At 39.3% G+C, this 13,112-nt stretch carries 11 protein-coding genes; 6 read left to right on the top strand and 5 right to left on the bottom strand.

Annotation, left to right across the window (positions count from 1 at the left end):
- Window positions 1–15 precede the first annotated feature (15 nt).
- Genes F968_RS15715 through cysM form a run of 4 tightly spaced genes read right to left on the bottom strand, consistent with a single transcriptional unit; the run spans window position 16 to window position 5,508 of the window.
- Window positions 16–2,322: a RelA/SpoT family protein gene (locus F968_RS15715; RefSeq protein WP_004794570.1), complete on the bottom strand. Its 2,307-nt coding sequence runs from the start codon at window positions 2,320–2,322 to the stop codon at window positions 16–18.
- A gap of 30 nt (window positions 2,323–2,352) precedes the next feature.
- Complete coding sequence (gene rlmD, locus F968_RS15720) at window positions 2,353–3,744, bottom strand: 23S rRNA (uracil(1939)-C(5))-methyltransferase RlmD (RefSeq protein WP_004794572.1); 1,392 nt, start codon at window positions 3,742–3,744, stop codon at window positions 2,353–2,355.
- 9 nt (window positions 3,745–3,753) lie between these two features.
- Window positions 3,754–4,572: a 3'-5' exonuclease gene (locus F968_RS15725; protein WP_004794574.1), complete on the bottom strand. Its 819-nt coding sequence runs from the start codon at window positions 4,570–4,572 to the stop codon at window positions 3,754–3,756.
- A 12-nt stretch (window positions 4,573–4,584) separates the two neighbouring features.
- A complete protein-coding gene (gene cysM, locus F968_RS15730; RefSeq protein WP_004794576.1) occupies window positions 4,585–5,508 on the bottom strand; it encodes a cysteine synthase CysM in 924 nt (307 codons plus the stop codon).
- Window positions 5,509–5,680: 172 nt separating this feature from the next.
- On the opposite strand from cysM, the gene F968_RS15735 reads away from it, so the two are divergent.
- The 5 genes from F968_RS15735 (at window position 5,681) to rsfS (ending at window position 11,544) form a co-directional block, all read left to right on the top strand.
- The gene (locus F968_RS15735; RefSeq protein WP_004794578.1) at window positions 5,681–8,488 is read left to right on the top strand and encodes a GacS-like sensor histidine kinase; all 2,808 of its coding nucleotides are present in this window, start codon (window positions 5,681–5,683) and stop codon (window positions 8,486–8,488) included.
- Between the two features lie 94 nt (window positions 8,489–8,582).
- Complete coding sequence (locus tag F968_RS15740; protein ID WP_004794580.1) at window positions 8,583–9,371, top strand: crotonase/enoyl-CoA hydratase family protein; 789 nt, start codon at window positions 8,583–8,585, stop codon at window positions 9,369–9,371.
- Between the two features lie 12 nt (window positions 9,372–9,383).
- Window positions 9,384–10,253, top strand: coding sequence for an NAD(P)-dependent oxidoreductase (locus tag F968_RS15745; RefSeq protein WP_004794581.1), 870 nt, complete (start codon window positions 9,384–9,386; stop codon window positions 10,251–10,253).
- Window positions 10,254–10,266: 13 nt separating this feature from the next.
- Complete coding sequence (locus F968_RS15750) at window positions 10,267–11,061, top strand: hydroxypyruvate isomerase family protein (protein ID WP_004794584.1); 795 nt, start codon at window positions 10,267–10,269, stop codon at window positions 11,059–11,061.
- An 81-nt stretch (window positions 11,062–11,142) separates the two neighbouring features.
- Complete coding sequence (rsfS, locus tag F968_RS15755; RefSeq protein ID WP_004794586.1) at window positions 11,143–11,544, top strand: ribosome silencing factor; 402 nt, start codon at window positions 11,143–11,145, stop codon at window positions 11,542–11,544.
- An 84-nt stretch (window positions 11,545–11,628) separates the two neighbouring features.
- Here rsfS and F968_RS15760 read toward each other — a convergent pair whose 3' ends face one another.
- On the bottom strand, window positions 11,629–12,006 hold the full coding sequence (locus tag F968_RS15760; RefSeq protein ID WP_004794588.1) for a hypothetical protein: 378 nt from the start codon (window positions 12,004–12,006) through the stop codon (window positions 11,629–11,631).
- Window positions 12,007–12,269: 263 nt separating this feature from the next.
- Here F968_RS15760 and F968_RS15765 point away from each other — a divergent pair, with 263 nt between their 5' ends.
- Window positions 12,270–13,091, top strand: a complete 822-nt coding sequence (locus tag F968_RS15765) for an SDR family NAD(P)-dependent oxidoreductase (protein ID WP_004794590.1) — start codon at window positions 12,270–12,272, stop codon at window positions 13,089–13,091.
- The last annotated feature ends 21 nt before the right edge of the window (window positions 13,092–13,112 follow it).

Genomic DNA, 13,112 nt, shown 5'->3' on the forward strand with positions numbered 1-13,112 from the left:
TTTTACTCAATTTATTTAAACACCTTGAATCATGCGTCGCGCACTAATAATCCCAGGTTGCTGCTCTAAGCGTGCCAATAAGCGAGAAAGCTGTGCTAAACCCTTAACCTCAATTAACAACTTCATATTGGCAATACCATCTGCCTCAGAAATTGTATTAACCTGACGAATATTGATTTGGTCAGAGAAAATCACTTGAGTTAAGTCTTTAAGCAGACCACGACGATCATAAGCTTCCACCACAATTTGAACGCTTTGACCACGTGTTGGCTGCATTTCCCAATCGGCTTCAACAGCACGCTCTGGTTCCTGCTTAATCATACGCTGATAATCTGAACAAATGACTTTGTGGATACTGACACCACGGTTCAAAGTAATATATCCAGCGATTGATTCACCATGTACGGGCTGACAGCACTGCGCGATGTGCAGCTCTACATTGTCTAAACCATCAATTAAAATTCCATGAGCCGACAATGTATGGCTAGCACGTGGATTTAATGCTGGTTTAAGCACTAGTTCAGGTTCATCCTGATCTAGATGCATTTGGCGGTTCACCTGATTAATCAAGGCATGTAAGCTAATATCACCGCTTACCAGACTCACCAAAATGTCATCACCTGTTTTTACATTAAAATGTGATGAATAATCATTTAGGTCGATACTTTTTGGGTGAATCGCTAGACGAGCTAACTCTTTATTAAGAAGTTCACGGCCAACTTCAAGATTTTTACTACGATCTTGTTGTCTAAACCAATGACGCAGCTTGTCACGAGCACGAGAGGTCTTAATATAACCTAAAGAATTCACCAACCAATCTCGGTTTGGATCACGATCTTTTTTAGTTAAAATCTCAACCTGTTCGCCAGTTTTTAAAGTATAGGTTAATGGCACATAACGCTGGTTAACTCGCGCTGCGTAACACTTGTTCCCTACTTCCGTATGCACATGATAAGCAAAATCTAAAACTGTCGAGCCACGAGGCAATTCCTTAATATCACCATCACGACTGAAAACATAAATCTTCTCAAAGCCTTCAAAGTCTTGTAGTTGATCAAAGCCTTCTGTTTCATCTTCGTTTTGATGTACCGTCGTTTCATTGCGTTCTTGATAGTGTTCTAGAACGGCACGCAATGAATGCAAACGATGGTTAAAGGAATGGTCTGTATTCTTTGAACCCTCTTTATAGTTAAAGTGCGAACATACACCCAACTCTGCTTCATCGTGCATCTCATGAGTACGAATTTGTACTTCAAGTGATTTATTTTCGGCAATTACAGCAGTATGCAAAGAGCGATAACCATTTGCTTTTGGGTTGGTAATATAGTCATCAAACTGATGCGGAATATGACGCCAGATTTGATGTACGATACCCAAAGAGTGGTAACACTCTGGGACACTATTAACCAACACACGTAAGGCACGAATATCATAGAGCTGATCAAAACTCAGGTTTTTGCTTTTCATTTTTCGATAAATCGAATAAATGTGCTTCGCTCGACCTGTGATTTCTGACTCGATTCCGTAAGACGCCAACTCATTTTTTAAACGATCAATCACGAACTGAATATAATGTTCACGCTCTAAACGTTTTTCATTCAGTAATGATGCAATTTCTTTATAACGATCTGGAGCTAAATAGCGAAAAGCGAGATCTTCAAGTTCCCATTTAAGCTGAGCAATACCGAGTCGATGTGCTAATGGCGAATAAATAGTAAGAATTTCACGTGCTACGCGTTCTTGACGTTCACGAGAGGAATTTGCCAGCTCTCGTAAAGAATAAGTACGTTCAGCAAGTTTAATTAAAACAACACGAACATCTTCGGTGACCGAAATCAGCATTTTATAAATGCCACTCAAATGTTCTCGTTGATTGTTATTGAAGTGGTCTTCTAACCGCTTATTTTTTTCAATGAGTTCCGAGAGTTTACCCATTGCCAAAGCGCCTTTGACAAGGTTATAAACCTGATCTCCAAATTTCTTTTTTACTTCTTCTATATCAGTAATGTCTTCACGCACACTACGATAGAGCATGGCTGCCGATAGAGTATCTTCATCTACATGGAGATGTGCCAAAATGTCGGCCATTCCAACGCCAGTAGCGAAAGTATTTGAACGATGATTAACCGTTGAGTCCAACTCTTTTTGCAGGGTTAAATGAGCAACCTGCTCAAGCTGTTCAAGCTTCGCCCCATCTAATATTTCACGCACCCGATCCAACCATGAGGCTAAACCGATTTGCGTTTCGGCGGCATGCTCTACAGTCGTTTCCTCGGACAACTCAGTTAGTTGTTCAGGTAACTGTTCACGTACTGTGACCATACCATTCTCCTCAATATGTAACTCATGTTTTTAATCGTTTATCTCTTGAATTTTTTCAAATAGTGCAATGGATTCAACATGTTCTGTGTGCGTAAACATGTCCATCACAGCTGCTTTTTTTAACTGGTAACCATATTGGACCAAAACACCCGCATCCCTTGCCAGTGTAGCTGGATTACATGATACATAAACGATTCTTTTTGCTCCAAAATTTGATACATACTGCATAATTTCATATGCACCAGCACGAGGAGGATCAATCAATAATGCATCAAATCCTTGATTTGCCCAAGAATGATGCGAAAAATCTTTTGTTAAATCTTGTGAAAAGAAGGTTGCTTGCACCAAACTATTGCATTTTGCATTAGCTGTTGCCCGCTGCACCATTTCTTCACTCCCTTCCACACCGACAACCTGACCACTCTCACCAACACATCGTGCTAACGGGAGTGAGAAATTGCCTAAACCGCAAAATAGATCAAGTACCTTTTCACCTGGTTGCAATTGAAGCAATTCACATGCCAATTGAACCATTTGTTCATTTACTGTGGCATTGACCTGAGTAAAATCCAATGGCGAAAAAGCAAAATTTACATCAAACCGCTCTAAGGCATAGTGTAAACGTAAAGCACCTTTTTCATCATCAATACGATGAATACTTTCAGGCCCCTTAGGCTGCAAATACAATTGCCACCCTTTGTCTAACGCAAATTGCTTTAATTGGTTGACATCAGAATTATTTAATTTTTCTACATGACGAACCAACAAAGAAACTTCATGATCACCTTTTGCTAATTCTACATGACCTATATGCGCTTTGCCTTTTAGACTTTGGAGTAAAATACGTAGCTCAGGCAAGCTATCTGATAGTTTTTTATCCAAAACACTACAAGTGTGGATAGAAGTTAGTCGATTACTATGGTGTTCACGAAACCCCATAATTAAGCGATCTGGCTTTGGCAGATGGCGCACCCCTATTCGAGCACGACGACGATAATCTGTTTGTAAAGATCGAATTGGCTCAAGCCACTGTTCAGGCTGAATTCCAGCAAAATGTTGTAAATGCGATTGGAGCACACTTTGCTTTAAGCGGATTTGTTCATCAGGATGGATATGCTGCATGCTACAGCCACCGCAAATACCATAATGAGGACAAATTGCATCTCTACGATGAGTTGAAGGCTCTCCTAACAACTGCACCATCTCAGCTTCTTCAAGACGCTTCGCTTGATGAGTAATCTGAGCCTTTACAGTTTCTCCTGGCAATGCATAACGAATAAAAACTTTCTTGCCATGCTTATCTGCTGGATGATCAGGATGAGAACCATAATGCGCAATTCCCCGCCCCTCATGAGAAAGTGTTTCAACTTGAAAAATATATTCAGGTTGTTGAGGCTTGCGAGCTTTGGCGTGTTGTTTCAAAGGATGAACCTAAAAATCTGAAGAATTAAAATAGTGAGAAGTAAATTCAGTATGTTTAGAAGTACGTTCCCATACTTCAAGAAAATCAGACTGTTGCGGCATGGTCTGCAAATATTCAATACTCGAACTAATCCAGTGGTTATGTTCATCTACGCTCATCTGGCCTTTTAGTACGAGCCAACGTAAATAAATAAACCACGTATTGAGTACATCCCCTTCACAATAGCTAGTCAATTTTAACCACTGTTGATTACGAACATATTCAGGCACATGATAACCCGATTCACCGCGTTTACCCGGCAAACCTAAAATGCAGGCAATATCATCAAGCTTTTGAAAATTACGCCCATTAAACATTGCCATCACGTCCATTAAATCAATGTGGCGATGGTGATAACGGTTTTGGTAATTATTAAAACGCTTCTGGCTATCAATCTCACCTTGATCAAATAGACCAGGGGCAGAGAGCCCATGATACATAGCGCGAAACAGAATGACAGGTAAATCAAATTGTGAGCCGTTCCAACTCACTAAAGTCGGATGACGCTTATCAAAAATTGACAAGAACTTTTGCAAAATCTCAGCTTCAGAATATTGTTCACGACTAAAAGAGAATAATCTAAAGCCAGACTCATCAATCCATAGACCAGAAATACAAACAATTTCATGCAAAGGTAAGCGCTGAAAATCCATGCCTGATTCTTGACGACGGAGTTTAGTCAATGCTTGCTCTACATCAGCCTCTGGTAAATCAAGATGATATAAATGCGCTCCCGCTTTTAAATCAGTTAAAGTTTCAATATCAAAAACTAAGGTAGGGAAACGCATTATTTCTCTCAATTATGAGTTATCGTCCTGTACTGAAAACAATCCTGTAGACAAGTAGCGGTCGCCACGGTCACAGATAATGCAAACAATAACAGCATCTGGATTTTCTTCTGCAATTTTCACTGAAGCCCACACCGCCCCACCAGAAGATGTACCTGCACTAATTCCTTCCTGACGTGCTAAACGGCGAGCCGTTTTTTCCGCTTCAATTTGCGGAATATCCATAATTTGATCAACACGTTTCGGATCGAAAATTGTAGGTAAATATTCTTGTGGCCAACGGCGAATACCAGCAATATTTGAACCTTCAGAAGGCTGTAAACCAATAATTTGAATATCTGGATTTTGTTCTTTTAAATATTTAGAAACACCCATGATGGTACCAGTTGTACCCATTGAGCTTACAAAATGGGTAATCTTTCCACCTGTTTGCTTCCAAATTTCAGGGCCTGTGGTGAGGTAATGCGCTTCAACATTATCTGGATTGCCAAACTGATTGAGGACCAAACCTAGACCTTCAGCTTGCATTTGCAAAGCCATATCTCGTGCAGCTTCCATATTCGGCGCTTCAATCAATTCTGCACCATAAGCACGCATAGCATCCTTACGTTCCTGACTTGAATTCCCCGGCATGATTAATTTCATTTTATAACCACGCATTGCTGCAACCATTGCCAAAGCAATACCTGTGTTCCCACTGGTTGCTTCAATCAAGGTGTCACCCGGCTTAATTTGACCACGTTTTTCTGCTTGCATAATCATGTTATATGCAGGACGATCTTTTACAGAACCTGCCGGATTATTACCTTCTAATTTTGCTAAAACCGTCGCTTGCGTATGAGAAGCTAAACGCTGCAAACGAACTAGAGGTGTATTACCTACATAGTGATCTAACAAAAATTCGTCAGCTAAAAAGTCAGGTTGTGTATTACTCATGATCAACACCTATATCGAGGTGCGCCTATTGTATGAAAAAATGCTCGGTACTGCACCCATTTCAATATGCTTTTTCATGAAAGCGATTAAAGCTCGGTCATTTATAAAATGCCGTCTGTTTTAAAATAAAGCGTGATAAGATGCCGTACAGAGAGATAAATCTGATGTAGCCATGTCTAATTTCAATAAAACCTTATCGAAACGCTTACGTCTGAATCATGCATATGGGCAATTGATTGCTCTAATTTTTGTGCCGATTATGATTTTAACAGGGGTCGGTGCTTTTCTGGTTTTAACTGAAACGTCACATTCGGTAAAACAACAACAGCTACATCACGCCTCAGCGATTCTAGCTCGCTACAATCAGATTTCGAAAGATCTATATACACTGGTTGAACTACAACCCGATGAATACGATCATGCCCAGCACATTATGCAAAGCATGTTTAGCGAAAAAAATCTTAAACGCGCGGTATTAATTGATAACAATGGACAGACTTATTTAAGTATTGGTTATCGTGATAATCGTTATTGGCCTAGCTTTCCTAGTAATAATATTTTTTTTGGTCCCATCTCTTATAACCATAATAATATTTATGGAATGCAGATTAGTAATAAAGCTGGAAAAGCCCCAGTTTGGTTAATGATTGAAATGGATAACCAACCTTTAGAGTTGGCACGTTATCGCATTATGATTGCTCTCGTCATTACTGGATTAATGACCTTACTATTACTTTTACTGTGCTTGAATTTTTACTCTCGTCGCTGGATTGCGCCGATGTATGAAATTCGCATGCAGTTGCAACGTCTAAATGCTGATACTCTAGACCAGCACCTAGTCATTAACAGTACTGGAGAGCTGCGCTTACTACAACGTGATATTGCAAATGTTGTTAAGCGATTACACTTTAGCTTTTTAGAATTAAAAGAACACACCGAACAAACAGAAGAAGACTTACGCAGAACCTTAGATACCTTAGAAGTCCAAAACATTACTTATCGTCAAGCACGTGACCAAGCGATTTCATCAAACCAAGCAAAGTCAGTTTTCCTTGCCAATATTAGTCATGAGCTTCGAACACCTCTAAACAGTATTGATGGCTTTATTCATTTATTGCTTCGTCAACAAAATTTAAATAACGAACAAAATCTTTATTTGCAAACCATTCGCAAGTCGTCGGCCCATTTATTGGCATTAATTAACGATGTATTAGATTTCTCAAAAATTGATGCGGGTAAATTAGAACTTGAAACAGCACCTTTTGATTTAGAAGAAGCCATTTTTGATGTCATGGATATGCTGTCTCCTTTGGCTGCTCAAAAACATATCGCCATGGCTTTTTACTATGCCGACAACATTCCACAAGAAGTGATTGGCGATGCTTTACGCTTCAAGCAAATCCTGACCAACTTAATTTCTAATGCAATCAAGTTCACTCCAGATGGTGAAATTATTGTTCGCGTTCGTATGGAACATGATGATATTGGGCAATGTCTGCTTCATTTCAGTGTTCAAGATAGTGGTATTGGTTTAAGTGGCACAGATCGTAAAAAATTATTTGAATCATTCTCACAAGGCGATGCATCGGTTACACGTCAATTTGGCGGTACAGGTTTGGGTCTTGCCATCTCTAAACAACTTGTTCATCTCATGCATGGTCAAATTGGTTTTGAAGATAACCAAGAACGCGCTCCAACAGAAAAAGGCTCGACCTTCTGGTTTACCGCACAATTTGTGGTAGATGAAGATTACGAAATCGAACACCCACACTTTGAGCATTTACAAGTGGTGTCTTATCTTGCGCACCCTGCTACAGCAAGTGTTTTACGTTACTACCTTGAAAACTACCATGTTCCACACATCGAAACACAATCGATTCTGGACTTGTTTAGCCGCTTAAAACATCTTGATCAGAAAGATAATACATGGCTCATTGTTGACCATAGCGGCGATACTGAAGCGTTATTAAAAGAAATACGCAGTCGTTATCAAGGCAATTTAGCCGTCTATGGCTATCAAATGACACTTGAGCCAAACATGCTCAGTGAATACCGTGCTCGCCCTCTCTATCAACCATTAAGTCGAAGCGGACTCATTCAATTATTAAATGATCAACCTATTTTTGAAGAGGAACAACAAGACTTTAATGGTCAGGGTTTACACATTCTGGCAGTAGATGACCATTTGCCCAACTTAATTGTTTTAGAAGCCTTACTTGGTGAGCTAAACGTTAAAACAACTAAAGCACTTAGTGGTCAAGAAGCACTTAACCTGATCCAAGAGCGAATTGATCAGAAACTTAAACCATTTGATTTGGTGTTTATGGATATTCAAATGCCTGTCATGTCAGGTATTGATACAACTCGTGCTATTCGCTCTTTAGAATCGACTTTAGACGGAGAAATGCAGCTTCCAATTATTGCACTAACCGCGCATGCGCTTGCTGATGAAAAGCAAAAACTCCTGAAAGTAGGCATGAATGACTATGTCACCAAGCCAATCCAAATGGAGCAAATCATCCAGATCTTAACGCAATGGACTAAAAACAACTTTACAGCAAAAGCCTTAGATAAAGACCATCATGTCGTTGCAGAAGCTTTAGATCCACAAATTTTAAACTGGCAACAAAGTTTGCAGCTTGCAGCAAATAAAGAAGACTTGGCACAAGATCTACTTAAAATGTTAGTTGATAGTTTTCCAACTGAGCTAGATGAAATGCAGCAGCTCATTGAGCTTGAAGACTTCCCTCAACTTGAACATGTTTTACATCGCCTCTATGGGGCTACTCGCTATGTAGGCGTCCCGAAACTACAACAAGTGACTGGTGACTTTGAGCAATTTATTTCAACACTGCGTAAAGAACGCCGTATAGCAGATGAAGGCTTCATTGAAGAAGTGATGCTGCGCTTTGATGAACTAGGTCTTGTCGTTAAAGAGGTAGAAAGTGCAGCCCATCAAATCTTGGTGATTCCTGACTAATATCTCTATCAAAGAGGCATGACTGGGCTGTCATGTTTCCAAATTACAGCCATGTTATGCTCCGTTCATCTATAAAAAAAGAAGCGGGAATCTCATGGCACTCTTACGTATTGAAAAAAATAATGGCATTGCAACGGTATATTTAAACCGTCCAGACAAACGCAATGCAATGAGTTTTGCCTTATTAAAAGAGTTAGTTTCAACTGCAAAAGCAATTAAAAAGGATAGAGATATTCGCTGTGTTATTTTGACAGGCGAAGGGAATGTGTTTAGTGCTGGAATTGATTTATCCGACCTAAACAATCCGAAAAACTCTGCTTTTGCCATTTGGGAACTTGTAAAACCCGGACAAAGTCTTTTTCAAAAAGCATTTCTGACTTGGCAGAATTTACCTGTCCCAGTTATTGCTGCATTAGAAGGATATTGTTTCGGCGCAGGTATGCAACTTGCCTTGGCTTCCGACATTCGAATTTCTCATCCAGAAACCAAAATGTCGATTATGGAAAGCCGTTGGGGTTTAGTCCCTGATATGGGACTCACTCGCTCATTAAAAGGTTTAATTAGTGTTGACCTTGCAAAAGAACTCACCTTAACTGCCCGTGTTTTTGACGGTAATTATGCAAAAGAAATCGGTCTTGTGACTCATTTAAGTGACTCGCCTCTAGAGAGAGCACATGAGATTGCAGCTGAAATGTTACAACGCTCACCTGATGCCCTCACAGCGGCAAAACGCGTACTAGATGCAATGGAGCATCAACCAGAAAAATCATTGCGTCTAGAAAAAATCTGGCAACTTAAATTATTACTAGGTAAAAATAGCAAACTTGCTCGTAAAAAAGACAAACATCCGGAAGTTAATTTTTTACCACGCCAATATAAATAAAGAGCTTAGATGATGAATTTTGATCGTAATACCCCTATTGCTTTTTTAGGTATGGGGCTTATGGGAAGTCGAATGGCAACCCGCCTTATTCAAGCTGGCTTTCAAGTTGCGGTTTGGAATCGAACCTTCTCTGCATGTGAAGAACTGATTGATATCGGTGCACTACCTTTAGAACTTTCAAATATTGGTAACTATCCTATTATTTTAATCTGTCTAGCAGATGACAAAGCAGTAGAAGCAGTATTTGAAAAAATTCAGCCTAACTTAAAAGCTGAACAAGTTATTGTGGATTTCTCAAGCTTATCTGTTGCTGCAACAAAAACGCTTGCTCAAGCAGCTGCCACACATGACGTTATTTGGATTGATTCACCTGTATCAGGTGGAACAGCTGGAGCAGAACAAGGCACACTTGTCATTTTTGCAGGCGGTAATGCTCAAACGATTACAGAACTAACGCCTGTTTATAATGTTTTATCTCAACGTGTAACGAGAATGGGTGATACAGGAACTGGCCAAGCCACCAAGATTTGTAATCAACTGATTGTTGCAGCCAACAGCGCCCTTATTGCTGAAGCTGTCGCGCTTGCTGACCGAGCTGGTGTAGATACAACTTTACTCGCTCCAGCTTTAGCAGGCGGATTTGCGGACTCTAAACCCTTTCAAATTCTAACTCCACGTATGGCAACTCATACCTTTGAGCCAATTCAGTGGAAAGTTCAAACATTATCTAAGGATCTTAATAACGCAGTAACATTGGCTAACAATGTTAATTTAGACATCCCAGTTGCACAAAAAGCTCTATTACAGCTACAAACTCACCAAAAAAATGGCTTTGCTGAGAAAGATTTAGCTACTATGATTCAATTAGTAGAGCAAAAATAAACGGAGTTTGAGTATGGGTCGTCTTGCAGTCAATTTATCCATGATTTTTACCGAAGTTCCTTTAATTGAACGCTTCGCTCTGGCCCATGCACAGGGCTTTGAATATGTCGAAATTCAATTCCCTTATGAATTAACTATTGCAGATATTCAAACTCAACTCGAACGCTACAACCTTAGCCTTTGTCTAATCAATGTGCCTGCTGGTGACCTTATGCAAGGCGGAAATGGTTTAGCAGGCATTCCTGGTCAAGAAATAGCTTTCCATGAAGCATTAGAGTTAGCCATTAGCTATGCCACAGCTTTAAAGGTTCCTCGTGTTAATATTTTAGCTGGTAAACAACCGCTCGATGCTGACTTACTGCCTTGTTTAAAAACATTAGCAGCTAATTTAAAACTTGCGTGTAACTTACTCAGTGAACACGATATAGAACCCGTTTTTGAAATGATTAACGGTACAGATATGCCCCGCTTTTTAGTACAAAATATTGCGCAGGCACAAGAAATGCTAGAAGCGGTCAACGACCCTACTCTAAAAATGCAATATGATTGCTATCACATGGCAATGATGGGCGAAGACGTTCTTGAGGGTTTACAAGAGAATATTAACTCAATTGGTCATATTCAATTTGCGGACTGTCCGGGCCGTCATGAGCCAGATACAGCTGAAATTCCTTATGAACAAATTTTTTCTTGGTTAAAACAAAGTTCTTATCAAAACTATATTGCAGCAGAATATAAGCCTGAAAATACTTCAAATCAGTCATTTACATGGAAGAAAAAGTATTTTTCGGATGATGTAAATATATAAACTGTTACGAGTTTTATTTGAAATTTAGCGCGAAAACCACTATATTAGATAGTGAGTAATTGTCAGGAAAATATACCCTATATGAATTTAGAACCATCGCCCAGCGTGTCTAATTCTCACGATTTCGCAATGAATACCTCAAATAAAGACGTACAAACTTGTCTCAAAGTCGTCCACGACGCTTTAGTTGATGTAAAAGCAAAAGATATTCTCCAGTTAGATGTTAGCTCAATTAGCAATGTCGCTGATGCTATTGTAATTGCGAGCGGTACTTCTACTCGTCATGTGAAAGCACTTGCAGACAATGTTGCAGAAGAAGCTCGAAAAGCCGGTTTCCGCCCGATTGGCGTTGAAGGTGAACGAGATGCAGAATGGATCTTAATTGATCTCGGCTTTGTTGTAGTACATGTGATGCTACCAACAGCTCGTAAATTCTATGATTTAGAAAGCTTATGGCGTACCGCTCCAGAGTCGGTTGCTTAAAATTTTGCTTTTAAAAAAAGCGGCTCTTTTGAGCCGCTTTTTTAGTTGTTAAAAGTGATATTTTTCATTACCACCTACAGTTTATTATGTACTAGCTTTTCTTTTTTCTCGAATAACTTTAAGCATTTCCTCAGTCATATTTATTTTCATTTTCTTTACAATATCACTTTGTAGCTCAGAAATTAGTTTGAGTTGCTCCGTACTTATATTTTTATAATCATCACCTGCCATTTTTTTTATATCAGTTACCCCCATCCATTCCTTTTCCTCTTGTCTACATTTATAGAAAGCATCTTCAACAATATCATTTTCATCTTTGTTCATTTTTATTGGAGGCCCAACTTGCCCCATCAAACAATTTGCATATTTTTCACTCGCCTCCTCAAGAGGCTCTGCCAAAGTTACCGATGAAAAGGAAAAACTGATAAATGAGATTATGAAAAAGATTACTCTTTTAACCACTTAAACTCCTTAAATAATTACTATATATCAATCAAATATTATCATTCTTAGCATCCAGTTAAAGTAAAAAATTGCCAATATAGCCTCTCCATCACATTAACTAAAAATAAATACCTCCATTTTTGATTATAGAGATTAAGTGAAAGTCCAAAGCTGCCAGTCATCACCCATTTTTAAATTTGACATGACAAATTGTCAGATTTGCAGCACTATACATTTTCTGAAAGTCCTCACCAATAAATAGCATAACCGGAGTACAGAAAGTGAAGATATTAATTACAGGTGCCAATACGGGCATTGGCTTTGCTACAGCAGAACAACTCGTTAAACAAGGACAACACGTCATTCTAGCGTGCCGAAATCCACAAAAAGCCCAAGATGCGCAGAACAAACTACGCTCACTCAATCAAGGTCAAGTCGATTTAGTTTCCCTCGATTTAAACAACCTTGAGTTAACCCGAAAAGCAGCAGATGAAATTGCAGACAAATATGGCAGCCTTGACGTACTCATCAATAATGCAGGCTTATTCGCCAAAACCAAACAATTAACCAATGAAGGCTTTGAGCAACAATTTGGGGTTAACTATTTAGGTCATTTTTTACTAACTCAAAAATTAGTTCCAGTTTTAAAACAATCTCCAAAAGCACGTATTATCCATCTTGCATCTATTGCTCACTGGGTAGGCTCAATTAAACCCAACAAGTTTCGCGCAGAAGGTTTTTACAATCCCCTGTTCTATTATGGGCAATCGAAGCTTGCAAATTTATTATTCAGCAATGCACTAGCAGAACAACTAGCTGGAAGTTCAATTACCAATAATGCATTACACCCCGGCGGTGTTGCTTCCGATATTTATCGTGACTTACCAAAACCGGTTTATGCAGCGATGAAATTAGGATTAGTGCCAACTTCAGTTCCAGCAAAACTCATTACAGAAATGGCAACTGGAAATGCTTGGCAAAACCGTAATGGCGAATATGTCAGCGCACATATGCCAGACTGGAAATCATCACATGCCAAAAACCAGCAACTGGCACGCGACCTCTATCAACAATCTCTAAACCTCGTAGAAAAATTTCTTTAAACAAATAAGCCAAATAAAAAA

Source organism: Acinetobacter sp. NIPH 817 (assembly GCF_000368405.1).
Classification (GTDB): domain Bacteria; phylum Pseudomonadota; class Gammaproteobacteria; order Pseudomonadales; family Moraxellaceae; genus Acinetobacter.

What these genes read in the sequence shown, in the direction of transcription:
- F968_RS15715 (WP_004794570.1), bottom strand. Translation starts at nt 2,322, where the DNA reads ATGGTCACAGTACGTGAACAGTTACCTGAACAACTAACTGAGTTGTCC.
- F968_RS15725 (WP_004794574.1), bottom strand. Translation starts at nt 4,572, where the DNA reads ATGCGTTTCCCTACCTTAGTTTTTGATATTGAAACTTTAACTGATTTA.
- cysM (WP_004794576.1), bottom strand. Translation starts at nt 5,508, where the DNA reads ATGAGTAATACACAACCTGACTTTTTAGCTGACGAATTTTTGTTAGAT.
- F968_RS15735 (WP_004794578.1), top strand. Translation starts at nt 5,681, where the DNA reads ATGTCTAATTTCAATAAAACCTTATCGAAACGCTTACGTCTGAATCAT.
- F968_RS15740 (WP_004794580.1), top strand. Translation starts at nt 8,583, where the DNA reads ATGGCACTCTTACGTATTGAAAAAAATAATGGCATTGCAACGGTATAT.
- F968_RS15745 (WP_004794581.1), top strand. Translation starts at nt 9,384, where the DNA reads ATGAATTTTGATCGTAATACCCCTATTGCTTTTTTAGGTATGGGGCTT.
- F968_RS15750 (WP_004794584.1), top strand. Translation starts at nt 10,267, where the DNA reads ATGGGTCGTCTTGCAGTCAATTTATCCATGATTTTTACCGAAGTTCCT.
- rsfS (WP_004794586.1), top strand. Translation starts at nt 11,143, where the DNA reads ATGAATTTAGAACCATCGCCCAGCGTGTCTAATTCTCACGATTTCGCA.